The organism is Pseudomonas sp. MWU12-2319 (genome assembly GCF_023242525.1).
Lineage (GTDB): Bacteria > Pseudomonadota > Gammaproteobacteria > Pseudomonadales > Pseudomonadaceae > Aquipseudomonas > Aquipseudomonas gingeri_D.
This window is the reverse complement of record NZ_JALJES010000007.1, coordinates 36,297-62,460: the sequence shown is the minus strand read 5'-3', so window position 1 is coordinate 62,460 and position 26,164 is coordinate 36,297. Positions and strand designations below refer to the sequence as shown.

General features: G+C 57.9%; 24 protein-coding genes and 1 pseudogene. 19 read left to right on the top strand and 6 right to left on the bottom strand.

The annotated features are described in order from the left end of the window. Window positions 1-26: 26 nt before the first annotated feature. The 5 genes from M5C01_RS13495 to M5C01_RS13475 all read left to right on the top strand — a co-directional run bounded on the left by M5C01_RS13495 (window position 27) and on the right by M5C01_RS13475 (window position 8,108). Window positions 27-2,564: an MMPL family transporter gene (locus tag M5C01_RS13495; RefSeq protein WP_152739967.1), complete on the top strand. Its 2,538-nt coding sequence runs from the start codon at window positions 27-29 to the stop codon at window positions 2,562-2,564. Between the two features lie 7 nt (window positions 2,565-2,571). Further along, window positions 2,572-4,350: an acyl-CoA dehydrogenase C-terminal domain-containing protein gene (locus M5C01_RS13490; protein ID WP_152739968.1), complete on the top strand. Its 1,779-nt coding sequence runs from the start codon at window positions 2,572-2,574 to the stop codon at window positions 4,348-4,350. A gap of 24 nt (window positions 4,351-4,374) precedes the next feature. Then, entirely contained in the window at window positions 4,375-6,012 is a 1,638-nt protein-coding gene (locus tag M5C01_RS13485; RefSeq protein ID WP_152739969.1) for a fatty acid--CoA ligase, read from the top strand. 466 nt (window positions 6,013-6,478) lie between these two features. Next, a complete protein-coding gene (locus tag M5C01_RS13480; protein WP_152739970.1) occupies window positions 6,479-6,697 on the top strand; it encodes a hypothetical protein in 219 nt (72 codons plus the stop codon). 118 nt (window positions 6,698-6,815) lie between these two features. Continuing rightward, complete coding sequence (locus tag M5C01_RS13475; protein WP_152739971.1) at window positions 6,816-8,108, top strand: ATP-binding protein; 1,293 nt, start codon at window positions 6,816-6,818, stop codon at window positions 8,106-8,108. A 419-nt stretch (window positions 8,109-8,527) separates the two neighbouring features. Here the strand turns inward: M5C01_RS13475 and M5C01_RS13470 are convergent, their stop codons facing one another. Next, complete coding sequence (locus M5C01_RS13470; protein ID WP_152739972.1) at window positions 8,528-9,433, bottom strand: hypothetical protein; 906 nt, start codon at window positions 9,431-9,433, stop codon at window positions 8,528-8,530. A 324-nt stretch (window positions 9,434-9,757) separates the two neighbouring features. On the opposite strand from M5C01_RS13470, the pseudogene M5C01_RS13465 reads away from it, so the two are divergent. Next, window positions 9,758-10,525: pseudogene (locus M5C01_RS13465) on the top strand (NAD-dependent deacylase). Window positions 10,526-10,774: 249 nt separating this feature from the next. Here M5C01_RS13465 and M5C01_RS13460 read toward each other — a convergent pair. From M5C01_RS13460 to M5C01_RS13445, 4 genes are all read right to left on the bottom strand, one after another. Beyond that, window positions 10,775-11,773, bottom strand: coding sequence for a DUF4238 domain-containing protein (locus M5C01_RS13460; RefSeq protein WP_178129880.1), 999 nt, complete (start codon window positions 11,771-11,773; stop codon window positions 10,775-10,777). Window positions 11,774-11,831: 58 nt separating this feature from the next. Next, complete coding sequence (locus tag M5C01_RS13455) at window positions 11,832-12,797, bottom strand: LA2681 family HEPN domain-containing protein (protein ID WP_248764332.1); 966 nt, start codon at window positions 12,795-12,797, stop codon at window positions 11,832-11,834. A gap of 313 nt (window positions 12,798-13,110) precedes the next feature. Then, entirely contained in the window at window positions 13,111-13,332 is a 222-nt protein-coding gene (locus tag M5C01_RS13450) for a hypothetical protein (protein WP_152739973.1), read from the bottom strand. Window positions 13,333-13,584: 252 nt separating this feature from the next. Further along, window positions 13,585-15,137, bottom strand: a protein-coding gene (locus M5C01_RS13445) for an IS3 family transposase (RefSeq protein ID WP_178129881.1) whose coding sequence is annotated in 2 segments (ribosomal slippage) — window positions 13,585-14,675 and window positions 14,675-15,137 — 1,554 coding nt in all. Because the reading frame shifts where the segments join, the coding sequence is not laid out codon by codon here. Window positions 15,138-15,196: 59 nt separating this feature from the next. Between M5C01_RS13445 and M5C01_RS13440 the strand changes: the two genes are divergently transcribed. From M5C01_RS13440 to M5C01_RS13395, 10 genes are all read left to right on the top strand, one after another. Then, complete coding sequence (locus M5C01_RS13440) at window positions 15,197-15,514, top strand: hypothetical protein (protein ID WP_178129885.1); 318 nt, start codon at window positions 15,197-15,199, stop codon at window positions 15,512-15,514. Window positions 15,515-15,596: 82 nt separating this feature from the next. Beyond that, window positions 15,597-15,776 (top strand): YhfG family protein, encoded by a 180-nt coding sequence (locus M5C01_RS13435; RefSeq protein ID WP_152739974.1) that lies wholly within the window; start codon window positions 15,597-15,599, stop codon window positions 15,774-15,776. Between the two features lie 158 nt (window positions 15,777-15,934). Beyond that, window positions 15,935-16,417, top strand: a complete 483-nt coding sequence (locus tag M5C01_RS13430; protein ID WP_248764331.1) for a hypothetical protein — start codon at window positions 15,935-15,937, stop codon at window positions 16,415-16,417. Window positions 16,418-16,420: 3 nt separating this feature from the next. Beyond that, a complete protein-coding gene (locus M5C01_RS13425) occupies window positions 16,421-16,903 on the top strand; it encodes a hypothetical protein (RefSeq protein WP_248764330.1) in 483 nt (160 codons plus the stop codon). Continuing rightward, complete coding sequence (locus tag M5C01_RS13420) at window positions 16,903-17,271, top strand: hypothetical protein (RefSeq protein WP_152739975.1); 369 nt, start codon at window positions 16,903-16,905, stop codon at window positions 17,269-17,271. Before M5C01_RS13425 ends, M5C01_RS13420 begins: the two co-directional genes overlap by 1 nt. A gap of 140 nt (window positions 17,272-17,411) precedes the next feature. Next, a complete protein-coding gene (locus tag M5C01_RS13415; RefSeq protein ID WP_152739976.1) occupies window positions 17,412-18,341 on the top strand; it encodes a LysR substrate-binding domain-containing protein in 930 nt (309 codons plus the stop codon). Between the two features lie 243 nt (window positions 18,342-18,584). Beyond that, the gene (tcuA, locus tag M5C01_RS13410) at window positions 18,585-20,039 is read left to right on the top strand and encodes an FAD-dependent tricarballylate dehydrogenase TcuA (RefSeq protein WP_152739977.1); all 1,455 of its coding nucleotides are present in this window, start codon (window positions 18,585-18,587) and stop codon (window positions 20,037-20,039) included. Further along, the gene (tcuB, locus tag M5C01_RS13405; RefSeq protein ID WP_152739978.1) at window positions 20,026-21,183 is read left to right on the top strand and encodes a tricarballylate utilization 4Fe-4S protein TcuB; all 1,158 of its coding nucleotides are present in this window, start codon (window positions 20,026-20,028) and stop codon (window positions 21,181-21,183) included. The genes tcuA and tcuB overlap by 14 nt, the downstream gene beginning before the upstream one ends. A 47-nt stretch (window positions 21,184-21,230) precedes the next feature. Continuing rightward, window positions 21,231-22,580, top strand: coding sequence for an MFS transporter (locus M5C01_RS13400; protein WP_248764329.1), 1,350 nt, complete (start codon window positions 21,231-21,233; stop codon window positions 22,578-22,580). Window positions 22,581-22,784: 204 nt separating this feature from the next. Beyond that, window positions 22,785-23,432 (top strand): AAA family ATPase, encoded by a 648-nt coding sequence (locus tag M5C01_RS13395; protein ID WP_255916947.1) that lies wholly within the window; start codon window positions 22,785-22,787, stop codon window positions 23,430-23,432. Between the two features lie 61 nt (window positions 23,433-23,493). Here M5C01_RS13395 and M5C01_RS13390 read toward each other — a convergent pair whose 3' ends face one another. Then, window positions 23,494-24,108, bottom strand: coding sequence for a TetR/AcrR family transcriptional regulator (locus tag M5C01_RS13390; protein WP_152742335.1), 615 nt, complete (start codon window positions 24,106-24,108; stop codon window positions 23,494-23,496). A gap of 113 nt (window positions 24,109-24,221) precedes the next feature. Here M5C01_RS13390 and M5C01_RS13385 point away from each other — a divergent pair, with 113 nt between their 5' ends. The 3 genes from M5C01_RS13385 to M5C01_RS13375 all read left to right on the top strand — a co-directional run bounded on the left by M5C01_RS13385 (window position 24,222) and on the right by M5C01_RS13375 (window position 26,080). Further along, window positions 24,222-25,169, top strand: coding sequence for an SDR family NAD(P)-dependent oxidoreductase (locus M5C01_RS13385; protein ID WP_152742336.1), 948 nt, complete (start codon window positions 24,222-24,224; stop codon window positions 25,167-25,169). Between the two features lie 318 nt (window positions 25,170-25,487). Continuing rightward, window positions 25,488-25,913: a hypothetical protein gene (locus M5C01_RS13380; protein WP_152742337.1), complete on the top strand. Its 426-nt coding sequence runs from the start codon at window positions 25,488-25,490 to the stop codon at window positions 25,911-25,913. After that, a complete protein-coding gene (locus tag M5C01_RS13375) occupies window positions 25,910-26,080 on the top strand; it encodes a hypothetical protein (protein ID WP_178130051.1) in 171 nt (56 codons plus the stop codon). Before M5C01_RS13380 ends, M5C01_RS13375 begins: the two co-directional genes overlap by 4 nt. The last annotated feature ends 84 nt before the right edge of the window (window positions 26,081-26,164 follow it).

The following is a 26,164-nucleotide window of genomic DNA, read 5'->3' as shown; positions in this document are numbered from 1 at the left end:
CGAACCCTTAGAGCGAGAACCCAGACATGGGCACTATCAAGCAAGACACCATGCCGGTGATCCGAGACGTGCGTGACTTCGACCGCCACTCCGGCAATCGCTTGGAACGGCTGGTGTTCAATCATCGCCCGTTGTTCATGCTGCTGATGGCCCTGGCCACGGTGGTGCTGGGCTACATGGGCGCAACGCGCCTGGAACTGCGTCCCAGCTTCGAGAACATGATTCCTCGCAGCCAGCCGTATATCCAGAACTTCCTGGAGAACCGCCAGTCGCTGCGCGGCCTGGGCAACTCGGTGCGGGTGGTGATCGAGAACACCCGCGGCGACATTTTCGACCCCGCTTACCTGGACGTGCTCAAGCAGGTCAATGACCAACTGTTCCTCGCCGAAGGCGTCGACCGCGCCTGGATGAAATCCTTGTGGAGTCCGGCGGTGCGCTGGACCGAAGTCACCGAAGACGGTTTCCAGGGTGGGCCCGTGATGCCCGATACCTATGAGGGCAAACCCGAGCAGATCGAACAGTTGCGCCAGAATATCTCTCGCGCCGGCCTCGTCGGTAGCCTGGTGGCCAGTGACTTCAAGTCGAGCATGCTGGTGGTCCCGTTGCTGGACAAGGCGGTAGCCGGCGGCCGGCCGATCAACTACCAAGCGTTCTCGCAGATGCTCGAAGAACAGCTGCGCGACAAGATCGAATTCGCCGGCGACAGTGCCGCGCGCAAGGCCGGAGAAGAGGGCAAGGGTCCGTACAAAGTCCGGGTGATCGGTTTTGCCAAACTGATGGGTGACCTGATCGATGGTCTGATTCAGGTGATGATGTTCTTTGGCTTGGCCGTGGTCACCTCGCTGGCCATCATTTTCCTCTACACCCGTTGCGTGCGCAGCACCTTGCTGGTGGTCGGTTGCTCGTTAGTGGCGGTGATCTGGCAGTTGGGCATCGTCGCCTGGCTGGGCTATGCCATCGATCCGTACTCGGTGCTGGTGCCGTTTCTGATCTTCGCCATCGGGGTGTCCCATGCGGCACAGAAGATGAATGGCATCATGCAGGACATCGCCCGTGGTACCCACAAGCTGATCGCCGCACGCTACACCTTTCGCCGTCTGTTCGTTGCCGGCGTCACTGCGCTGCTGGCCGACGCGGTGGGTTTCGCGGTACTGATGGTAATCGACATACCCGTGATCAAGGATCTGGCCATCACCGCCAGCATCGGTGTGGCGGTGCTGATCTTTACTTCATTGTTGTTGATGCCGGTGGCGCTTTCCTATGTTGGCGTCGGTGTCAAAGCGGCAGAGCGCGCCCTGAAAATCGACAACCGCGCGGACAGCCATCGGGGCTTTGGCAAACTGTGGGATTGGCTCGACCGTTTCACCACGGTCAAATGGGCCAGGGGCGCCGTCCTGATCGCTCTTCTGATGGGCATCAGCGGCTTCCTGATCAGCCTGCACCTGAAGGTCGGCGACCTTGAAAGTGGGGCGCCGGAGTTGCGTGTCGATTCTCGCTATAACCGTGACAACGCCTACATCACCCATCACTACGCGCTGTCCAGCGACCTGTTCGCGGTGATGATCAAGACACCCGCCGAAGGTTGCCTGAGCTACAAGACGCTGATCCTCGCCGACCGCCTGGCCTGGGAGCTGCAGCAGTATCCGGGGGTGCAGGCAACGGCTTCGCTGGTCAACGCCGTGCGCCAGATCACGGCTGGAACCTATGAGGGCAACCCCAAGCTCAACAGTATCCAGCGTAACCAGGACGTCCTGAACTACGCCGCGCAGCAAGCCTCGGTCAACTCCCCGGAACTGTTCAATACCGATTGCTCGCTGATGCCGGTGATTGCCTTTCTCAAGGATCACAAGGCCCAGACCCTGGATGCGGTGGTTGGCATCGCCGACAAATTTGCCAAGGACAACAGCAGCCCGGATCGCCAGTTCCTGCTGGCGGCCGGAACCGCCGGTATCGAAGCCGCTACCAACATCGTGGTACGCGAGGCCAATCGCACCATGTTGCTCTACGTTTACACGGCGGTGACGCTGTTCTGCCTGCTGACCTTCCGCAGTTGGCGCGCCACGTTGGTGGCGCTGTTGCCACTGGTGCTGACCTCGATCCTCTGCGAGGCGTTGATGGTGGTCATGGGCATTGGCGTGAAGGTGGCGACCCTGCCAGTGATTGCGCTGGGGGTGGGGATCGGTGTCGATTACGCGTTGTACCTGCTCAGTGTGCAGTTGCACTACCAGCGCCAGGGCCTGCCGCTGGCGCTGGCCTACCGCAACGCCGTGGCGTTTACCGGCCGAGTGGTGGGCCTGGTGGGTATTACCCTCGCGGCCGGCGTGGTGTGCTGGGCCTGGTCGCCGATCAAGTTCCAGGCGGACATGGGCATCCTGCTGACCTTCATGTTCCTGTGGAACATGCTCGGCGCCCTGATTCTGATTCCGGCCCTGTCGTATTTCCTGTTGCGGGGGGAGTCGCTTGATCGTCATCCCGTGCCGGAGGCCGCCCCTGCGGGGCACACCGGTGAAACCGCCCCAAGCCAACATCCAGGCCGGGATCACGCCCGGGCCATTGCGGAGTAAGCCTACGATGTCTGATTACAGAGCCCCTTTGCGCGATATGCGCTTTGTCCTCAACGAGGTCTTCGAGGCGCCCACGCTATGGGCCCGGCTGCCAGGCCTGGCCGAGGTGATCGATGAAGCGACGGCCGTCGCGATCCTCGAAGAGGCCGGAAAGCTCAGTGCCGAAGTGATTGCACCGCTGGACCGCAGTGGCGACGAACAAGGCTGCACATGGAGCCGCGGCAAAGTGACCGTCCCGGACGGTTTCGTCGCGGCGTACCGGGCGTTCGCCGAAGGCGGTTGGGTGGGCGTGGGCGGCGACCCGCAGTTCGGCGGCATGGGCATGCCCAAGGCCATTTCGGCCCAGGTCGAGGAGATGGTCAGTTCAGCCAGCCTGTCTTTCGGTCTATACCCGATGCTGACCGCCGGTGCCTGCCTGTCGATCAATGTTCATGCCAGCCAGGCGCTCAAGGAGCGTTACCTGCCGAACCTGTACGCCGGCGTCTGGACCGGCTCGATGTGCCTGACCGAAGCGCATGCCGGCACCGATCTGGGCCTGATTCGAACCCGGGCCGAGCCTTCGGCTGATGGGAGCTACAGGATCAGCGGCAGCAAGATCTTCATCACCGGCGGCGAGCACGATCTGGCTGAAAACATCATTCACCTGGTGCTGGCCAGGCTGCCGGATGCACCTGCTGGCCCCAAGGGCATTTCACTGTTCCTGGTGCCCAAAGTGTTAGTGAATGCCGACGGTTCGCTGGGCGAGCGCAACGCCCTGTCCTGCGGTTCCATTGAGCACAAGATGGGTATCAAGGCGTCCGCGACCTGCGTGATGAACTTTGATGGGGCCGCCGGCTGGATCGTCGATGCGCCGAACAAGGGCCTGGCGGCGATGTTCACCATGATGAACTACGAACGCCTGGGGGTGGGGATTCAGGGCCTGGCGTTGGGCGAGCGCTCGTACCAGAACGCTGTCGAATATGCCCGAGAGCGCATCCAGAGCCGCGCACCAAGTGGCCCGCAGGCCATCGACAAGGCCGCCGATCCAATCATCGTGCATCCGGATGTGCGGCGCATGCTGTTGACCATGAAGGCCTTGAATGAAGGGGGGCGGGCATTTTCCAGCTATGTGGCCCTGCAACTCGATACCGCCAAGTACAGCGAGGACCCGGCAACCCGTTCTCGCGCCCAGGAGCTGGTGTCGTTGCTGACCCCGGTGGCCAAGGCGTTTCTCACCGACATGGGGCTGGAGACCACGTTGCACGGCCAGCAGATCTTCGGCGGCCACGGTTACATCCGCGAATGGGGGCAGGAGCAATTGGTTCGCGATGTCCGCATCACGCAGATCTACGAAGGCACCAACGGTATCCAGTCACTGGACCTGGCCGGGCGCAAGATCGTCGGTAGCGGCGGGGCGCTCTACCGTTTGTTCGCCGCTGAAATCCGCCATTTCACCGCCAACGCCGGCGCTGGACTCGGCGAGTTCTGCAAGCCTTTGAACGCCGCCGTGGACACCCTCGACGAGCTGACGGAGTGGTTGCTGGATCGGGCAACGAACACGCCCAACGAAATCGGTGCCGCCTCGGTCGAGTACCTGCAGGTGTTCGGCTACACCGCGTATGCCTACATGTGGGCGCTGATGGCCCGAGCGGCCAAGGGCAAGCAGGCGGAGGAGGACTTCTACGTCAGCAAACTGGGCACCGCACGTTTCTACTTTGCCCGCCTGTTGCCACGCATCCACTCGTTGAGCGCTTCGCTCAGGGCCGGTAGCGAATGCCTGTACGAGCTGGACGCAACGCACTTCTGATCGAAAGGAAAAGGAACCTCAACCATGATGGCGACAAAAATCATTCCTCCGGCCCAAGGCGCTTATACCTATCCCTTGTTGATCAAGCGATTGCTGCTGTCAGGGGTTCGCTACGAGCCTGGGCGGGAGATCGTCTATGCCGACAAACTGCGCTATAGCTACCAGACGCTCAACCAGCGTATCCGCCGACTGGCCAATGCCTTGACGGCTGCCGGGGTCAAGGCCGGGGACACGGTGGCTCTGCTCGATTGGGACAGCCATCGCTACCTGGAGTGTTTCTTTGCCGTGCCGATGATCGGCGCGGTGCTGCATACCGTGAACATTCGTCTTTCTCCGGATCAGGTGCTCTATACCATGAACCACGCCGAGGATGACCTGGTGCTGGTGCATGATGATTTTCTGCCCTTGATCGAGCCGATCCACGGGCAACTGGGTACGGTCAAAGGTTACCTGCAGCTCACTGACGACACGGCAGCCGAGACGGCTCTGCCGGTGCTGGGTGAATATGAGCAGCTGTTGTCCCAGGCAACGGACCAGTACGACTTCCCTGACTTTGACGAAAACTCGGTGGCCACCCTGTTCTACACCACAGGCACGACCGGGCAGCCGAAGGGGGTCTATTTCACTCACCGCCAACTGGTGTTGCACACCTTGAATGCGGCGGGAACGCTGGGCTCCAGTCTACCGCTGCTACGTTGCGATGATGTGTACATGCCCATCACGCCGATGTTTCACGTGCATGCCTGGGGTGTGCCGTATGTCGCCACCCTGATGGGGCTCAAGCAGGTGTACCCCGGCCGTTACGAACCCAACAGCCTGGTCCGGCTGTATCGTGAGGAGAACGTCACCTTTTCCCATTGTGTGCCGACCATTCTGCAAATGATCCTGGGCTGCGAGGAAGCGGCCAGGACCCGCCTGGATGGCTGGAAAATGCTCCTGGGGGGCAGTGCCCTGACCCTGGGCCTTGCCAGCGAAGCAAGCGCCAGGGGGATTGAGGTGCACAGTGGTTATGGCATGTCGGAAACCTGTCCGTTGCTGTGCACGACTTACCTGCGTGAAGAGGCGCTGGCATTACCCATGCACACCCAGTTGGCCCTGCGCATCAAGACCGGGACGCCGGTGCCGATGGTCGATCTGAAAATCATCGATGCCAGTGGCAATGACGTCGCTCATGACGGTGAGTCCTTGGGTGAGATCGTGGTGCGTGCGCCCTGGTTGACCCAAGGTTACTGGAAGGAACCGGAAAAGGGCGCCGAGTTGTGGCGCAATGGCTGGATGCACACCGGTGACATGGCCTCTATCGACGCCTTGGGCGGGGTGGAAATCAAGGATCGGATCAAGGACGTCATCAAGACGGGAGGGGAGTGGATCAGTTCCCTGGAGCTGGAGAGCCTGATCAGCGAGCATGCGGCGGTCAGGTCGGTCGCGGTGGTGGGCATTGTGGATGAACAGTGGGGCGAACGGCCGATGGCGCTGGTGGTGTGCGAGCCTGGGCAGTATCTCGACCACAAGACGCTGGTGATGCACTTGCAAGCGTTTGTCCTGCAGGGGCGGATCAATAAGTGGGCGATTCCCAAGCAGTTCAAGTTTGTCACCGAGATTCCGAGGACCAGCGTCGGGAAGATCGACAAGAAGCGCATCCGGGAAAGTGAGTTGAGCTGAAGGGCGCATCGAAGGCAGAGGGGCGTCGCCCATTCGAAGTCAATGTGTTCGGCACGGTAGCGGTGACCAAGGCTTTCGTGCCTTACGCGCTACCGTAACGGCAACATGAGTCTGATTCTGATGATGCCGGCATTCTCTCGTCGATATCGGTTGATTGAGTTAAATGAACTTCCGCTCATGCCAAAGGCATTGATACGATGGATTGTTTGGAGTGCCTGTTTTTCTTGGTTTGTTATCTTCTATTTTATTTTCTGTGCGGTGTGGATGTATTTAAAGTATGAATGATCGATAGCGCCGTGTTGGGGGGGAGTTACTACTTATTACATCGAAGGAAAGCTTTATGCGTGCGCAGGGGATGCAGCTCCGTAACGATCATATGCTCTGCCTTGCATCGGGTCAGAGAGCCCTTCGACGAGCCTGTACCCATGCGTTACAATAGGCACATGTGCATCTACTGAGGCCTGCCATGTCCCATAAAGACAAGCTCCTATGGCTCATCGAGCAAGCTGACATTACCCAGGCCCGGGCGGCGGAGCTCATTGCTCAAGAAACCAAGCGTCCGTGCAGTGTGCGCAGCGTGCGAGCGTGGCTTGCCGACTCAGAAAAAGCCAGTGCGAGGACCTGTCCAGAATGGGCGATCAACGCACTGGAGAGTCGGTTGCGTTTCCTCAAAATGATTGCTTGAGAGTCGGCACAAGTGCCTTGTGTGACTGCCCATCGCGATCCATTACACAGCACCCAACGGCCTTGGGGCATCACGCAGTATCTATTCGTTGGCGCCCGAATGACTGGAGACACCGCCCATGCTTAAAAACCTGACGTTCGAAGGTGTTGGCCCTGCTGAAAAGCTCGCCATTGACTTCAAGTCGCGCCTGAACTTCCTGACCGGAGACAATGGCCTGGGCAAGAGTTTTGTGCTGGATATTGCCTGGTGGTCGCTTACCCGTACCTGGCCCAGGGAGGGAATGGCCACTCCCCGCAGGGACGCCAAGCGGTCGAGCATCGCTTACTGCTACGAAGGCAGCACCGGCGATTTTGCCTACAAAAGTGACTTCGACCATGAGGCCCAGCAGTGGTCGGTCGAACAGAGCCGCCCGGCGATTCCGGGGGTGGTGATATACGCGGGAGTGGACGGCAGTTTTTCGGTTTGGGACCCGGCTCGCAACTACTGGAAGAGTGACAAGGGAGAGGCGGCGGCACCGAACCGTCCACGAAGCTTTGACTTCTCGCCTGACGCCGTCTGGAACGGATTGCTCTCCAGCGACGGCAAGACCCAGCTGTGCAATGGGCTGATCAGCGACTGGGTGCTGTGGCAGGAAAGCGGCAAGCCCGCTTTCGACGACTTGGTGAAGGTGCTGGATGCTTTGTCGCCCTCTGGCGTAGAAAAGATGAGACCCGGGGAGCCGATGCGGGTGGGCGACAGCGTCAGGGATATTCCTTCGCTGCGCATGCCCTATGGACAAGATGTACCGCTGACCCAGGCGTCGGCGGGAATGCGCCGTATTGCGGCTCTGGCCTATCTGCTGGTGTGGACATGGCGAGAGCATCAGCTTGCTTACGAACGTTATCGAGTCCCACCGGCAAGAGAGATCATCTTTCTCATCGACGAGATCGAGTGCCATTTGCACCCACAATGGCAGCGTCGAATTGTTCCGGCCTTGCTGAATGTCATGAACGCGCTGACCGGTACCCGTGAGGTGCCCGTGCAACTGTTGGCGGCGACCCATTCACCGCTGGTGCTGGCGTCGGTCGAACCGGAGTTTGACGACAATCGTGATTGCATTTGGGATTTCGACCTGGTCGGGACTGAGGTTCACGCTTCGCTCTTTCCGTACTCGCGCAAAGGGGATGTGAATGCCTGGCTATCGTCCGAGGTGTTCAACCTGAAGGAGCCCAGCTCTGTCCCCGCCGAGGAAGCGCTGGAGCGTGCCCGAGCCTTTTTGCGAGAGGTGGCCTCTCAGCCGACACCACTGACGGCCGAGCAACAGAGCACCTTGGCAGAGATTGATTCAGCGTTACGCGGAAGCCTCAGTGATGTCGATTCCTTCTGGATCCGCTGGAGCCATTTCCGCGAGCAGAAGGTGGGCGGCGCATGATTAGAGTTGAACCCGCGGATGAGCCTCAAAGCTTCAATGAACAGGTCAGGAAACCGGGGCTTCGAGCCATTTCTGAAATGGTGGGGGAGCCGGACTTGCCCAAGCGTAGGGGGCGGCCCAGGAAGAAAGTAGCCGAAACACGAGAAGATATTCCGGGTGATGAGTTTCCGCCATTCTGGACTGAAGCCTTACCGGATTTGATGGAGGCATACGGTCGACTGTGCGCGTACGTCTGCATCTACATCGAGCGTGTCACTGGAGGGGGCTCGGTGGATGGACATCCGCAGTCTTCAATTGCACCTCCATAGTAATTGTCTTCTCCATCTTCCACCTCCCACATACTGGTGGTGCAATAGCAGTGTTGGCACTGGTAGTGATACGTAGACATATAGATCGATTCCTAGGCGGCAATGGCTGAGTCAGTCGTTGTGGTGCGAGTAGTCCTCGAAGTATTCTTCTTCGTAATACGGGTCGTGCCGAAAGAATATCGCTGAGATGTTTTGGGCATCTCGCTGACTCAAGCCAAGGCTCGAATTCAACGCCATGGTCTGCTTGGCTGCGGAATCATGGTTGTCATAAGTATGGTGGGTAGCCTGTCCTTCACGGCTACCCTCCTGAACGAGCATCAACCTGTAGATGTTTCGCTCGTTTGGAAGCTCGGTACAGTAGTAACAGTGTCTTTTCGGCAAGACTTTGCCGGTCAGAGCGCGCAAAAATGAGGTCGTGACGCACTCATCTTTGGATGTGACGGATTGCTCGTCCAAAGAATAGAAGGTGAGGCTTTCCGGCTCGCCTGAGTGGGCTGCGTGAAGCTGATAGCTTGGACGTAGCCACCAGAGCCAAATGGTGACTTCTCCTTCTGCTAGCGTGACCTGCACAGGGGGGAGCGCTGTGGAATACCTCCTGTGTTTATGGCGATCAAAACCTACCCAGTCTTCGACAGGATCGACTGAGTCTAACAATGAGAACTTTGAGGCCGCCTCTGAAAAACGATGCTCTGCACTAGCAGCAATTGTTTGAGCCAGCTCTTCGGCAACCTGCTCCATATTCGAGTTGGAACTGCGATCATGTATCAAGTGATAGGAAGTAGCGATCCCTGGCGAACAAACAATCGCAAAGCCCAGGCAAGAGTAAACCCACGTATCATGTGCGACATCAGGTAATTTTGGTGCCTTGGTGCTCATCACGTTCCAGTCACGGAACCCACTTGCACGCGATATAGCGGTCAGCCACTTCCCGAGCGGTATGGCATTGAAGATTTGAGCGTGAGAATGTTTTACGTAGTGGGCTAATTCTTTGGCTTCAGCAACACTTAGAGCAGGCATACCTTTCTCCATGATGAGCACATGTAAGAACGGGGCCTCCCCTTGCCATTCAGTGCTCAGTCAGGAGCGCAGCAAAGAATTGTTCACCAGAGATTTACCGTGCCCAAGAGGGGCGGGAGGGGATGGTTCTCTAAACCGTGGGTGGATGTTATCCATCATTGATTGCTTCCGCAATGCTAGATTTGCAGTGGTTGAATCGTGGAGAATTTTCGAATGACCAAGGGTTGCGCGGTTCAGACCAGTTCAACATGCATCATTCGGATTTTGCTAGAGGTCTGGGCCGCGTGAGCGATGATGAATTGCCGTAACTCAAGGAGTTGGTTTGTGACTATCAGTACCCTGGCTCAGCAACTGCGGAAGGCTCAGCATGTCGTTGTATTCACTGGGGCTGGTGCATCAGCTGAGAGCGGCATCCCGACTTTCAGAGACGCATTGACGGGACTGTGGGAACGCTTTGATCCTGTGCAGCTCGCCACCTGCGAAGCCTTCCGAGCTTACCCATCACTGTGCTGGGGGTAGTACGAGTGGCGCCGGCGGAAGGTTCTCCAAGCGCAGCCTAATGGAGCGCATCTCGCTATCGCCGAGCTCGCCAAGCATGTGCACAAGCTGACGGTGGTCACACAAAATGTGGATGACCTGCATGAACGCGCTGGCAGCCAGGATGTGATTCATCTACATGGCAGCCTGCATTCGCCTCGGTGCATCGACTGTGGGCAGGCGTATACCTTGCCTCTCACGTCTGACGCCCTGCCTGAGGAGGGGAGTCGGATTGAGCCACCGCGATGCAGTGCGTGTAGCGGGTATGTCCGGCCAGGCGTTGTGTGGTTCGGTGAGATGCTTCCTGAAGATGCATGGAGCGCCGCGCTCGCAGCTGCGCAGGAGTGCGATGTCTTCCTGTCGATTGGTACGTCCGGGATTGTCTATCCAGCAGCAGAGCTTCCGCTACGTGCCTTGGGGCACGGTGCGACTGTGGTTCACATTAACCCGGTGCGTTTCGAGATCAGCACCCAGGAGCATTTTCTCCAGGGCCCTGCTTCAATGATGATGCAGAGCCTGCTTCGCGAAGCCTTAGGCGACCATACCGTCTCGTAGTTGGATGGCTACTTCCGGTAGATCCGTTTTGGGCTTGACCCCTTCGGGGCACGGCTGTCGTGAACCAAACCCCGGACAAGCCGGGTTTTGGCCCTCCGGGCGTCCATCCTCAAGCCTTTGGCCCACTGGCCGGCGCGCTCCGCTTGCGATGTAGGGAAGGCCACAAATAGATAATCCTGACACCAAGAGTCTGTTCATTCATAACGCAGTGGCTCAGTGAGTGCCAAAAGCTGCGAGCGCGGCACGAGTTCAGGCTGGCTCATCTTTGTGAGGTATCCACTTGGGCTTGGCTACTCGTGATCCAAAAACGAACCTGCCTATTGATACTGTCTGGGCGCCAAGTTCCAGCAAGGAGCGGTCGAACACTGGCGACAGCGCACTATGCGCCTGAATCATTTCCTCCTGTCCTGGGCTTTGGGCAATGACAGCGCCATAGCCGAAGCGACAGGTTTGGGTGTTTACATAATGTACCCATTCAACGTCTGGTATCTCACCATGCATGAGCCCCTCCGAGCAGTAGCGCTCTCGGTAGTCTTTGGTTCCAAGCAAAATCATGTTGGGACTGATGGGAAACTGGATTGCTATCGGCCCATCAGGGGAAATTGCATAGGGATTCTGGCTTTCGATTGGGATTGATGGGTCGTACCAAACGACTGGATTGTCGCTTGTGAGAAACGGTATGTCTGACGTGTTATGGATAATGGCAAGGCCAACCGTATCAAAAAGCTCCCCGATTTTTTTGATAAGGCCGGGCATCGCATGAATGCTTTGATGAGGGTCGATGGACACCTCGACCTTGTCGAGGATGTCTTCGAAACCTCGGGGTGGTGGTGAAAGCTTTCCGCTCCTCACTAGCGCTTTCATTGTGTCCTTAACGGTTGCCGCCAACCCCGCCTCAAAAGCATCTCGCGCCGCAGGCACTCGAGCCCGCTGTAGCGCAACAAACTGGATGAAGGGCTCAATTTGATCGTTTATGGACTCTTTCCGAGCCAGCCTTTCAACGAGGGACGGCCATGCGGACTCTACTTCACAGAAGATGTCCTCGAGAGTGTTATTGTCCTGACCGCCTTCGGGCAACGGTTGCGAATAGTAATAGCGCTCAAACTGTGTTGTATCTGGCCTGGCGGGAAGCGCTCGTCCAGGGTTGTCTTTACGATAAACGAGAACTTGGCCGCCCTGATTCGCGAACGCTTTGAGATACGCTTTAGGGACAAAGTGGTGGCGTTTTTTTTGCTGAGTTGAGTTCACTGCTCACCTAGATATCGAGAAAAAATACGACGCTCACTGAATGCTCCACAGCAAGGTATCAGAGCTCCTCATCTTCACCACGAATCCAATGGTGATCAGGAGCGATCAGTGTGCCGATAACGCCATCAGCCTGCTTTCTCAGGATTTCCTCATACTGAGAAATTGCCAGTGCGAGCATCTGGATTGCAGATCTCGCGACTCGCAGAGCACTCAGAGCCTCGTCGACAAAATCAGTGTGGTTGAGATGCTCAATTTCTGGAGCCTGCCTCGCTAACGCAGGATCACCAAGATCATGCAGCACCAGGAATCGGTGTGTACCCGAATTTCGCAGATTTTTCTGTGAGCGGAGAATTCCATCTGCGCCGTCATAGTCTTCTGCCAGCTCGACCAATCCGTACATTGCGTATACGCCTGCCCGAATCAGCCCCTCAACTTTCTCTACAAGCCGAGAACCTGTTTTCTTGTCGTCGGGATCCCGCCATAGCCTCCCGAAGCTCACTTTTTTTGGCGGTAATCCGAGCTCGAAATAGAAGTTTGCCGTTACGGCTACCTTGTCGAGCAGATCAAGGGCTGTCCGGTGCGCCAGTATAAGTGCCGAGGTATCAGGGCCGTATAAAGCATAGTCAAGAGTGTCTGAAAATTGCCCCGTCTTTGGCCAAACGCTTTCGTCTCTTGCACGCCATGCTAATTCTCGGGCGAGCAAAAAATCGCCTTTCAGCATATTGAACATGGCAAACAGTGGCGGAGGGCTGACTCCTTTTTCTGGCTCACGCTCAAGGATGCCTGGGAGCGTGAGCCAATCAAGCTTACCCAAAGATGGATCAACGAGTTCGACAGCTGGAGCAAGTGTGAGGCGCTCGTCCTCCACCCACCTGATAAATGGGTCGGTATGCTCAGACCGAGATGGCGGATCACTCAGCTCACTGGCGAGCGCTTCGACTTTGGCCACCACGTTCGCCCCGGCGTATTGGAGAATCCGCTCCTTATTTCGAAGCGCCTGCCTGGCTAGCATCACGGCTTCCATGTGGGTTAGCTCTGAGCAACCTCCACGCTCGAAGAGCCACATTAAATCCAACGCCGCGCAAAACGCGGCGACACCGTTCGTTGGATCAATCCTCAATGCGGAAAGGCGTGCATCAATTTAACGGGGAGTTGGTGTCCGGTCTGGTAGGGGCAAGTCCAGAAAGCTCCAGCATCACCTTTCTCCTGATGTCGCTCAAGCGCTTGGCGCCCTTCTAGAGGCCCTCCAGACTCAGGCGCTTTAGGCCGCCTCATCGGAGCTTGGGCTCAACTTGTCACCTCCAAGGGGTCAGTTTTGGGTTGGCGTTGACATCAACTCAATGAGTGGTGTTTCCACCGGCTCCGATGAACCCATCAATCCCTTCTTCGTTTATAGCCCGCATTGCTTCCGCGAATGCTAGATCCGCTGTCTCGAAGGAATTTTCCCAGCAAGTGGAGTTCCAGTGCTCATCGACAATCTCGATCAGCCAACCGCCCTCACCATCTTCATAAACCTGAACCTCGACAGTCTTCCCGTCTACCGTAACTTTCTGTTCCATTTCAGCTCTACCTGCACACTTTAGCTCGACAGGGTAGCGCGTAGAATTCCTATGGACCAGCCCAGAAGGCAGGACTGAATTTTGAGAAAATTTGTGAGACTCCTTGTTAAGGTGCGGACGCCATGATCATCTCAATATCGCTGACTGGGCAATGTACCTGCGCAAACTAACGAGCTCGAATCAGCTCTGGCAAACACTCCCCGTCTGCTCGATACCGGCGTTTTTCAAGGTAGTTGTCGCGTCACCGTCTAACTATGCCGCTCTTTTCTCGACCTGCGGCTCCCGATCAGGGGTCAACAGCACCGTACCCATCGGCTCCCAGTTTCGCGTCTGTCCAGACCAGCGTTCCGGGCTTTTCTCCCGGGCTTGCTCGTACAGCTCATGACGCCGAGCCAGGATCTGATGATCCTGACCACGGTGTCGTTCGGCCGGGGTCACGAAGCGGATTCGGCTGTGTCGGTGCTCGTGGTTATACCAACGCATGAAATCCCTGACCCAGGCGCGGGCGGCGTCCAGGCTGGCAAAGCCATCTGCCGGCCATTGCGGGCAGTATTTCAACGTCCGAAACAGTGATTCCGAGTACGGGTTGTCATTGCTCACTCGCGGTCGGCCACGTGACGGCGTGATGCCCAGCTTATGCATTTTGCTCAACAGCGTCAGCGATTTCATCGGGGCCCCATTGTCCGAGTGCAGCACCAGTGGCTCGTGCAAACACTGCTCACCGATCACGCTACGTTGCAGTAGCGCAGCCGCCTTCTCGCCACTTTCCTCTTCGTAAACCTCCCAGCCCACGGCCTTGCGGCTGTAAATATCCTCGATCAGGTACAGGTAGTAATACTGACCGCGTACCGGAGACGGCAGGTAGGTGATGTCCCACGACCACACCTGGTTGGGGCCTTGGGCCGCGTGAGTCGTCGGTGCGGTGTGGCGCCGGGGACGCTGGCTACGACCACGATGCTGTTGCTGACCCGCCGCACGCAGCACCCGATAAAACGTCGCTTCCGACGCCAGATAGCGCTGTTGGTCGGCCAGCCTCGGCACGATCTGGCTGGGCGGCAAATGGGCGTAGCCCGGGCTGTTGCACAGCTCCATGATCGCTTGTCGTTCGACCTCGCTCAGCGCATTGCGCGGCTTGGGCCGTGCCGTGGTCGTTCGGGCGTCCGCCTGAACAGCCTCGGTTTCAGTCCAGCGCTGCACGGTTCTGAGCGAGAGACCGACTTCCTGGCAGGCCTTGATTTTCCGGGCGCCGGCCATCCGCGCCTCACTCAACCAGGTCACCAGTAACTGCCGTTCCGGCAAGGCGGTCAGTTGTCCTCGTTGTCGATCCCCCAGTAATCGTTGAGCTTTTTTCGCAGCACCAGCAACGCGGCGGTTTCAGCCAGCGCCTTGTCTTTGCGGCGCAGTTCGCGCTCCAGTTCCTGGATGCGTTTCTTGTCCTTGCGGGCTTGCTCGCGATCGTCTTTTTGCTGGGCTTTGTCTGCCTTCTGGCCGTTGATGCAGGCTTGCCGCCACGCCTTGATTTGCTCGGGGTACAGGCCTTTGCGACGGCAGTATTCAGCCAGTTCAATTTCGGACAAGCCGGCGGTTTCAAGGACGACGGCAAACTGGGTTTCGGCGGTCCAGTTCTGGGCCGGTGGGGTGTTCTCGGACACTGCGTTTCCTTCAGAGCGGGCCTTTCTGCGCCAGTTGGCCAATGACATGTCACTGACCCCTTCGCGCCGAGCAACCTCGGCCATCGACAGGCTCAGTGGGGGAAGCAGCATCTTGAGCAATGCGGCTTTGCGTTCCGGTGAATAGTACGGCACGAACAGTCTCTTTCCGCCCCCGATCTGCGTTTTCAGGAAAATTCGGAGAGGCGACAACTATCCTGACACCGGGGGATACCCTCGCGTTCACCTGCTCCAAGCCCGTCATCCCCGAAGCTCCATACAAACCCACGCTGTTTGCCATCCAACCGGGCATCACTGCTCAGGATGCACTGACCTACGTTTCCAATTTGCTGGAAACGGCAGAACTCAATGGCGATGAAATCAGCCTGCATACCAACCCCGTCGAGCGAGCGTTGTTCTGGGGCATGCTGCATTCGGTGGAAGTGGCGCGGGCAGTGGTGGATGCGCTGCTTGAGGGGGCATCCCCATCCCGTCAGCTATTGTCCGCGTTGGATAACCGCCCGATTGATTGAGGTCGTTGCGCTGAAAGAGATCAAGCACTTGGCAGCTTGATCTCTTTTAATTACTCGATGAACACAATTGAGGTCCAACGCAATGGGCGCTATCAGCCTTGAAGCCAAGAAGGCCTATGCGGCCAGGACTCGCCAATCCAACTACGCGGCCAGTCTGCGTCTGGAAGGCTTCAAAACGACCCCCGCAGATGGTGAGAAAAGCCTGCCGTCGTGTGAGGAGGTCCTGGATTCTTTCTCCAAGAACTCAAGGCGAACCAAGTGAAAGAGCATTTTCCGTAATTTCCTATCGGTGTTGGTCGCCATGTAGGACATTTCTGGTAGTTGGTTGGGATCTGGAGCAAACAGCGGTATTGCTCTTCTTTTCGCTCTTTATCTGTCTTTATATCTGACGCCATCTTTCATACATCAAGGATGTGAAGCATGGCGAACGGATTCATCAATGAAAAGACCATTCATTACCCCAGCCTAAAAAACCAACTGTTGATACAGCGCGGTTCACATGCACAGACCAAGTTCGACACGATCAATAGCCACCTGCGCCGCTCGATGGTGACACCGGGACAATTGGTGATCGTTCCCGATGACAGCACGGCGTCCTGCACCTTCGAAGAAGCCTGGCTGATGACCCGGGCACGGGAAATCGATCTGGCCTTGAGCCTCGACCCCAAGGCCGGTGTCGAGGTTCTGAACAACTATGATTTGTTACAGGGCTTGCTGGGCTATAGCTCGATTGGCATCGGCAGCACCACAGCGGCCTGGGGGCGGCATTTGACTGGGGTCGAGGAAACCTTGAAGGACATCGAAAAACTGCATCAGCAGCATTTAAAAGGCGGCAGCTCGGCCAGGAGCGAATTTATCGTCAAGCGCCAGGCCCTGTTCCAGAAGCTGGACACTCAACTCTAGGGCGTGGGCCATTACGGCACCAGCCTGCGACACAACGAGTCGATCAAGAAAATGCTCGGCATTTCCACCCAACGCTACCTGCATCGCCAGACCATCGACGGCTATGCGCAGCGGATCAACAAGATTGCCAGCACCTCGCGTTTTCTGAGCAAAGGCGGCTATGTGGGCATGGCCCTGGACGTGGGGGCGGCGGGGCTGGCGATTCAGGAGGCGTGTTCGACGGGGCGGGAGGAGCAGTGCAGAAAGGCCCGGTATGTGGAGGGCGGCAAGGTGGCGGGAGGAATTGCTGGTTCTCACTTCGGAGGAAAGCTTGGGGCGCGTGCAGGGGGATTGGTGTGCGCGGTTGGGTTGGGTGTTGTATCGGGCGGGTGGGGAGCATTGAGTTGCGGAATTATTGGTGGGGTCGTAGGTGGATATACTGGCGGAATAATATTTGGAGGGCTGGGAGAGCTTGCGGGTGATTTGATTTATGAGGGAACGCATTGATGATGACGTTGGAGGCGATGAGTGTTTTTCTACTTCTGTTTCTATTGTTCTTTAGTCTTGGCTTGTCAGCCTATATCACTAAAACAAAGCTGGATTTGGTCGAAGCCTATTTCGATAATAACGAAATGATGATCGGTGACCGCAAGTGGTGGGGCGGCAAGTCTTACAAACATCGCTCAATGAGGTTATGTCTGATCGGCATTGTTATCATGTTTCCCAAGATGTTCATCTGGCGGGGACTCATCACCCAGCGAGAGCTCGACGCCATACCACAGGGGCTCAAACGATGGAGCAAAGCACCTTTGTATCTTGAGCTTCCTCTATTCTTCGGCATGATTGCCTTTTGGATATGGCACCCATTTCTGTGAGATGGGCAGTGCGCAAGTTCACGCTGAGCAACTGGCCGACGTATCACGCCGGCGATGTCATTGTCAGCCTGGATGCGCGGGTCAGCGGGGCAGGCAAGAGGTAGACTGCTGGTTTATCCTTCGTCCGGAGTAGCTTCCCCTTGGAACTCAAGCAACTGCGCTATTTCGTGAAGATCGTCGAGCACGGCAGCCTTGGCCGTGCCGCATTGGAGCTGGACGTCGGCGTCTCAGCACTAAGCCAGCAGGTCGGCAAGCTTGAGAGTGAACTGTCGACTCGCCTGCTAAACCGTACCAGCACCGGCGTGACACCGACCAGCGCCGGGTTCGCCTTCCTGCACCACGCCCAACTGACCTTGCGCCAGGCGGAGAACGCGATCCTGGCAGCACATCGCGGACGCATGAGCGGATACGTCAGTGTCGGTCTGCCACCCACCACCGCCACGGTTCTGGCGCTGCCATTGATCAATGCAATGCGCGAGCGTTACCCAGACATCCAGTTGCACCTGGTGGAAATGCTATCCGGGCACCTCGCGGCGCAGCTCAATGCACGACAGATCGATCTGGCCATCCTGTTTCAACTCGAAGGCGGCAAGCGCTGGAGTGTGACGCCGTTGCTGGACGAAAAACTATTCGTGATTACCTCCCGGGAGCTGCCAGGCGCACCGCGTGGCGACAGCGTGCAACTGGCAGATCTTGGTCAACTGCCGCTGGTGATGCCCAGCTCTCAACATGGGCTGCGTACGACTCTGATGACTGCATTTGAACGCTCGGGCGTGACGCCCAACATCATCATGGAGATAGACGGGCTGGTCGTGCTGATGAACGCGGTACGGGCCGGACACGCCGCTACGATTCAACCAGGTGCCGCCGCAGCATTAGAAGGGGAGTCGGGACTGTCACTGGTACAGATCGCTGATGCGCACGTTGGGCGTAGGAATTTGCTGGCGACTCTTGCTGACGACGAACTGTCTCCGGCTGCTCTGGCGACGCGGGTCGTGATAACCGATGTAGTGCGACACCTGGTCAATGATCGGCAGTGGCCCGGAGCGCGTTTGATCGAGGAAATTTGAGACTTGGAACCCTATCACCGTACCTATGCCTTACAGGCAATGCCGCCCACTCAATAGTTGTTCGCTTCGCATAACCGTTGCGATCAAAGGGGCCGTTGCCCGAAGAAAGTTCACTTCCCCCCTTTAGCAAAACTAAAGCCCCCATGTAAAAACCCGCCTTTCGCCCCCTTGGGTGCCGCACTACTGTTCGCCCACTCGCCAGCAGCAACTCGTTCCCGTCTGCTTGCGAATTGAGGAGAAACGATGGTCGATGTTTTGGTTATAGGTGGCGGTAACGCGGCCTTGTGCGCGGCGCTGATGGCGCGGGAAGCCGGTGCCAGCGTGATGTTGCTGGAAAGCTCGCCAAAGGTCTGGCGTGGTGGTAATTCACAGCACACGCGCAACCTGCGCTGTATGCATGATGCGCCGCAGGATGTGCTGGTCGGCGCGTATCCGGAAGAAGAATATTGGCAGGACTTGCTCAAAGTTACCGGCGGCATAACCAATGAAAAATTGGCACGCATCGCCATTCGCGCCTCTTCCTCGTGTCGTGACTGGATGCGATCCCACGGCGTGCATTTCCAGCCGCCGCTGTCCGGCGCGTTGCATGTAGCGCGCACCAATGCGTTCTTCATGGGCGGAGGCAAGGCGCTGGTCAACGCGTACTTTCGCAGCGCCGAACGCCTGGGCGTCAAGATTCGCTACAACGCTCAAGTCACCGATATCGAGCTGCAGGATGGAAAGTTCGTCGCCGCGCATATAGGCGAACGCGAGGTCGATGGGCGGCATTTGCCTGCCGAACGCGTTGAGGCCCGCTCCTGCGTTCTGGCAGCCGGTGGTTTCGAATCCAACCGCGAATGGCTGCGCGAGGCTTGGGGTCAAAACGAACGTGGCGAATGGCCGTCGGATAACTTTCTGATCCGTGGCACGCGTTTCAATACCGGGGTGTTGCTGCGCCGCATGCAGGATCTCGGCGCTGACATCATAGGTGATCCGACACAGGCGCACATGGTTGCCATCGATGCCCGGGCGCCGCTTTACGACGGTGGGATCTGCACCCGCATCGATTGCGTGTCGCTGGGCGTGGTGGTCAACCACGACGGCGAGCGCTTCTACGACGAAGGCGAAGATTTCTGGCCCAAGCGCTATGCAATCTGGGGGCGGCTGGTGGCCGGTCAACCCAACCAGAAGGCGTATTCGATCATCGACCAGCAGGCGATCGGCCGCTTCATGCCGCCGGTTTTCCCTGGTGCCAAGGCCAACTCGCTGCAAGAGCTCGCGCGTCTTCTGGATTTGCCAGAAGCGCAGTTCATGCAAACCATCGAAAGCTACAACCGTGCCTGTCAGGTCGGCACTTTCGACCACACCGCTCTGGACGACTGCCATACCGAAGGTCTGACACCTGCCAAGACACACTGGGCACGGCCTTTGGTCAAACCGCCGTTTTATGGCTATCCGCTTAAACCCGGTGTGACCTTCACCTACTTGGGTTTGGCCACCGACGAAACGGCGGCTGTGCACTTCAAAGGCAGAGCCAGTCCGAATCTGTTTGTCGCCGGAGAAATGATGGCGGGCAATGTGCTGGGCAAGGGCTACACCGCCGGCATCGGCATGGCCATAGGCACTGCTTTCGGGCGTATTGCTGGCGTTCAGGCGGCGGCCTCGGTGGGTTTCGGCCCTTCTACTGTGATATCGGAATCTCGACATGCAACTGTTTGATCCCCAAGCGTCCAGCCAACTGATCCCAGTCCTTAATCTGGAGGAAAGTGAAGTTGAGCGGCAGATGACCATCTGCAATGCCTGTCGCTATTGCGAAGGTTTCTGTGCGGTGTTTCCGGCCATGACCCGGCGTCTGGAGTTCACGCAGGCAGACATCCATTACCTGGCGAACCTATGCCACAACTGCGGCGCTTGCCTTTCGGCGTGCCAGTACGCCGCGCCCCATGAGTTTGCGGTCAATGTGCCTAAAGCAATGGCCAAGGTGCGTCTGAACACTTATGCCGAGTACGTTTGGCCGCAGCCTTTGGGCAAGCTTTACCAACGTAACGGTCTAACCCTGGCTCTGGCTTCGGGTGGCGGGTTGGCGTTGTTTCTGTGCTTGACCCTGGTGGCGATGGGTAACCTGTTCACGGCCATGCCGGGGGGCAATTTCTACGGTATTTTCCCGCACAACACACTGGCCCTGATGTTTGGCGCGGTGTTCGGCTTTGCGGCACTGGCGCTGACAATCGGAGTACGACGCTTCTGGCGTAACGTCTCACCTGCCGACGCGCCGCTGCCACTGAAAACCTCTGCCGCCCTGGAGGCCACGGCCAACGTCGCACAGCTCAAGTATCTGGACGGCGGCCACGCAGAAGGCTGCAATAACGACGATGACAAATTCACTCTATGGCGCCGTCGCTTCCACCACTTCACCTTCTACGGCTTTCTGCTGTGCTTCGCCGCCACGGCAGTGGCCACGCTCTATCACTTCCTGCTCGACTGGTCTGCCCCATATCCGATCTTCAGTCTGCCGGTGATGCTCGGAATCCTCGGCGGTATCGGTCTGCTGGTGGGCCCGGCCGGATTGCTATGGATGAATCTGCGCCGCAACCCGGAACAGGGCGACGGGAACCAGAAACCCATGGATCGCGGATTTATCGCGCAGCTGTTGCTGGTCAGTTCCAGCGGCCTGGCGTTGCTTGCTTTACGCGAGACCAGCGCCCTGGGCCTGCTGCTGGCAATCCACCTGGGGCTGGTGATGGCGTTCTTTCTGACCATGCCCTACAGCAAATTCGCCCACGGTATCTTCCGTAGCGCCGCGCTACTCAAGTACGCCATCGAAAAACGGCTACCCAACCCGATCAACGCCGGCAGTGACTGACCGTCACGACCTCTATTCCAATAACAATATCGAGTAGCACCGTAACCATGGTCAAAATAAAAACGGAAAACACCCGATCCCGGACGTCAAAATTCGGCGCTATCATAAGGGTCACCAGCGGCAACTTTCTCGAACAGTTCGACTTCTTTCTGTTCGGGTTCTACGCAACCTACATATCCCAGACGTTCTTCCCCGCAAGCAGTGAGTTCGCCTCGCTGATGATGACCTTTGCCGTATTCGGTTCGGGTTTCCTGATGCGTCCATTGGGCGCCATTGTGCTGGGCGCCTATATCGACAAGGTGGGGCGTCGCAAGGGGTTGATTGTGACGCTGTCGATCATGGCATGCGGCACGGTTCTGATCGCATTGGTACCGGGGTATGCCAGCATTGGTGTCGCGGCACCGATTCTGGTGCTGTTGGGTCGATTGCTGCAGGGCTTTTCGGCGGGTGCGGAACTGGGCGGTGTGTCGGTTTATCTGGCCGAGATCGCAACGCCGGGTCGTACGGGTTTCTACACCAGTTGGCAGTCGGCCAGCCAACAGATCGCGATCATCCTTGCGGCGGCGTTGGGCTATGGGATCAACGCCTACCTGAATGCAACCGAGATAGCGGCGTGGGGCTGGCGCATTCCGTTCTTCATCGGCTGCGTGATCATCCCGTTCATTTTCATCATTCGTCGTTCGTTGCAGGAAACCGAAGCGTTCAAGACTCGTGCGCATCATCCAAGTACTGCCGAAGTGTTTCGCTCCATGAGGGAAAACTGGCGCACAGTGCTGGCGGGCGGACTGTTGGCCTCGATGACCACGACTACCTTCTACCTGATCACCGTATACACCCCGACATTCGGAAGAACGGTGCTGCACTTGAGCACCACTGATAGCCTGGTGGTGACGTTGTTTGTGGGTCTCACCAACTTTATTTGGTTGCCCATCGGCGGTGCGATTTCAGATCGAATCGGCCGTCGTCCACTGCTGTTGGCGATCTCGCTGCTGTGCATTTTCACAGCGTATCCGGCCATGCATTGGCTGGCTGAAGCCCCCAGTTTCGAGCGATTGTTGGTGGTCTTGCTGTACTTCTCGTTTTTCTTCGGCGTGTACAACGGTGCAATGGTCGCGGCCTTGACCGAAGTCATGCCACAGAATGTGCGGGTGGTCGGGTTTTCTTTGGCCTTCAGCCTGGCGACCGCAATTTTTGGTGGGTTTACCCCGGCGATGTCGACCTTTCTGGTGCAGTCGACCGGCGACAAGGCGTCTCCGGCCTATTGGTTGATGTTCGCAGCGTTGTGCGGGTTCTCGGCAACGATGGTCTTGTATCGGCAACGTAATAGGTCTGCGAAAAAAAACGGGCCGCCCCCAAAAAGGGGATTGTCGCGAAAAACGCCTGACCAGGTGGTTTAGCGTGGCAGCGAATTTTCACGCGATATCTGAGCAAATATGGCAATTGAGCCTGGCCTGTACAATCGGCTGTTAGATTGCCAGCCGTTGAGTTCAGGGATGACAGGAGCAGTGCCAGTGCAAGGAAGCACAGATGAAAGAGCCTTGGCTCTGGCTGTAGTCGGAAGGGGCTCGGGATAGGCGCCTTGCGATATTCCTTCGTTGCGCATGCCCTATGGACAAGATGTGCCGTTGACCCAGGCATCGGCGGGGATGCGCCGTATCGCGGCACTGGCCTATCTGCTGGTGTGGACATGGCGAGAGCATCAGCTTGCTTACGAACGTTATCGAGTCCCACCGGCAAGAGAGATCATCTTTCTCATCGACGAGATCGAGTGCCATCTGCACCCACGATGGCAGCGTCGAATTGTTCCGGCCTTGCTGAATGTCATGAGCGCGCTGACCGGCACCCGTGAGGTGCCCGTGCAACTGTTGGCGGCGACCCATTCACCGCTGGTGCTGGCGTCGGTCGAACCGGAGTTTGACGACAATCGTGATTGCATTTGGGATTTCGACCTGGTCGGGACTGAGGTTCACGCTTCGCTCTTTCCATACTCGCGCAAAGGGGATGTGAATGCCTGGCTATCGTCCGAGGTGTTCAACCTGAAGGCGCCCAGCTCTGTCCCCGCCGAGGAAGTGCTGGAGCGTGCTCGAGCCTTTTTGCGAGAGGTGGCCTCTCAGCCGACACCGCTGACGGCCGAGCAACAGAGCACCTTGGCAGAGATTGATTCAGCGTTACGCGGCAGCCTCAATGATGTCGATTTCTTCTGGATCCGCTGGAGCCATTTCCGCGAGCAGAAGGTGGGCGGCGCATGATTAGAGTTCCCTTTCTGCTTTCTGTGCAGCCATTTCTCCGTGAATTGTTTCCGACAATCCGTCAGACGCGCCGCGACAGGAGCACCAGGTCGGCCGCTTCCTCAGCGTCTTTGAGGAGCGTCGTGCGCGGTGTGCCCATCTGCGCACGCATGGTCAGCCCACGCGCTAGATCCGTGACTTGGATTGCACGCGCGGTTACGGGAAAGTCAGACGGGATTTCTCCCGCGCTGATCCCGTCCCGGAAACGGCCTTCCACTAGCGTCACCGCGCCAGCTCCCGCGTTCTGCAGGAACTGCCGGACCTCGGGGTCGTTCACAAGCGGCGCGACGCACACGAGAAGACAGCCTGGTGCAGAACCTTTCTCGGTCGCACTTTCTACGGCCTGCCTCAGGAAGCTGGTGAGCGAGTCGCGAAGAGTCCCTGGCGATAGGAGTGCCTTGGCTGCGAGAGCACCTTTCTTCTCCGCATACGCCCTGAGAGTACGCAAGAATATCGTCCGCTTGTCCCCAAAGACGGCATACAGGCTCGGCCGTCCCACACCCATCCCGGCGACGAGATCGTCGATCGTCACTCCGTCGTAGCCCTTCGACCGAAACACCTGGGTCGCCTTTTCCAGCGCCCCCGCTTCGTCGAAGCTGCGCGGTCGGCCCCGCGGCCTAGCTGTATTTTGAATCATTTAGTTCAAAACTCGTTGACAATGGTTGTTTTGCAAATATATAACTGAATAGTTCTAAATTGGCAAGCCGGCTCCGGCTTCGCGGGGCTTCACGTTTCACCACGGAGACACCTATGGAACATTCGATCGCACTCGTCACCGGCACCACCTCCGGGCTCGGTTATGCGGCAGCCCGCACTCTTGCCGGAGAGGGCTGGCGCGAGATCATCGTCACCGGGCGCAGCCTGGCCCGGACCCAGGAGACGGCCGCTCAGCTCGCGGCGCAGACCAAGGCGCAGGTCTTCACGCCGCTGGAGCTGGATCTGAACTCGCCGGCCAGCGTCGAGTCCGCCCTCGCCGAGCTGGTCAAGCGCGGTCGGCCGATCGATTTCCTGCTGCTCAATGCAGGGATGGTTCCAGGCAAGGAGCGCGTGATCACGGCCGCAGGCGTCGAGGCTTCCCAGGCCCCGCTGGTCGGCCATCATCAACTGACGGTCGGCTTGCTTCACGCCAACCTGCTGAGCCCCAACGCACGGATTGTTATCGCCGGTGCGGAGCCTGCCCGAGGGGGCGTACCCATGTTCCGCTACACCGACGTGCCAGCCTTCGCGGCCAAGTACTACCGGGGTGACCAAACCGCCGCTGTGGAAGCCTTGATCCGCAACGGGCCGAACGTGAAGTACGTGCCCAACAATGCGTATGCCGATGCGAAGCTGATTGTCGCTTGGTGGGTCGCGGCGCTGGCCCGCCGGCTACCTTCCGGCATGGCCGTATACGCCGTGTCGCCCGGTGCCGCGACCGCTACCAAGGTTTCGCGACAAGCTGGCCTGGCCGTGAAGTATCTGTTTATCCCAATCGCGAACCTTATTCCCGGCATGAATCAGACGCCGGAGACTGCGGCCCGTCGGTACCTCCAGGCGTCGGAGTTCGGAACCGACGTCTCAGGGCAATTCTTCGCCTCGGCTCAAGGGAAGTTCTCAGGCCCCATTGAGGCGCAGCGCCACCCACACCTCCACGATCACGCCAGCCAGGAAGCCGCGTGGCAGGCCGTCGTCAAGGTCTCCGGCGTCGACTTGTCCTAGCCTGCATCTTTGGCGATGGCGACCAAGAACTGATCGCCCCGACAGCCTGCCAAGCCTACGTCAAAGAAGTTTCAACACCAGGGTGACCGTGGGGCTGTCTGAGTGCGCGAATATCCAGTTCGGTCACCGCCCCTATAGATTTATTCCTACGTGTTGCACCCTGACAGGCCCTGAGCTGCCCGTCCGTAGGGTTGTTGAAGGCGACGAACTGTCGGTGCACCTGGGTTCACCCCGTTACGTGGCTGCGCGATTGAGCTTTGAATTTCAATCCATTAGGCTTGCTGTCCACAAGGACTGCGGGTAACAAGGGATTGATGGATGGCGACTTTCTACGATTATTTCAAAGAAAATATGGAAGGGCTGGGCCTTCCGGCCCCCGAGTCACTCTTCGGCACACTGTCCGCCGCAGTGGCCACGGCTTCAACGCTACTTACTCAAATAGACAAGTTCGGCAAAGCGGTCACCATCGGCGAATTGATCGGTGCCGGCACTCGCCTTGAACAGCTCGCCATAATCGGCGCTTGCTCGGCAGCGTTTTATGTGGGGGCTGTGATTGGTAGTATCGCTGTCGCTACTGGTCGGAGTCTTGCCGGGGGCTTGTCCATCGCCGATGTGCTGGCCATGGCCCGTACCAACAATCTCGATCGACATTGGCTGAGTGCCTGCCTGATACAGTATCCAGGCGTGTACCAACCTCAATTGCCAGGCCGTCAGTTGTATCGCAACGCCAGGGGCGTCGTATGAAGGACTCCATCCTGCTGCTTCTCACCGCGCTGGTGGTGGCCGCCGTGTCCTGGGCGTTTTGGCATTTTGCTGGCGCTGATGGGTTTGCAGTCTTGAACCTTCTTGCCCTTGTTGCTTTGGCTGCAGATAACCTGCGACTACGTAGAAGGTTGAAGCGGCTGCTCTAAATTCTGCTGTCGTCGCCAGGCTGCGTCTGTTGTGGTTCAACGGTGCCGGGCACTGCATTGGTTTTCTGCTCAGTCCGAACAGGT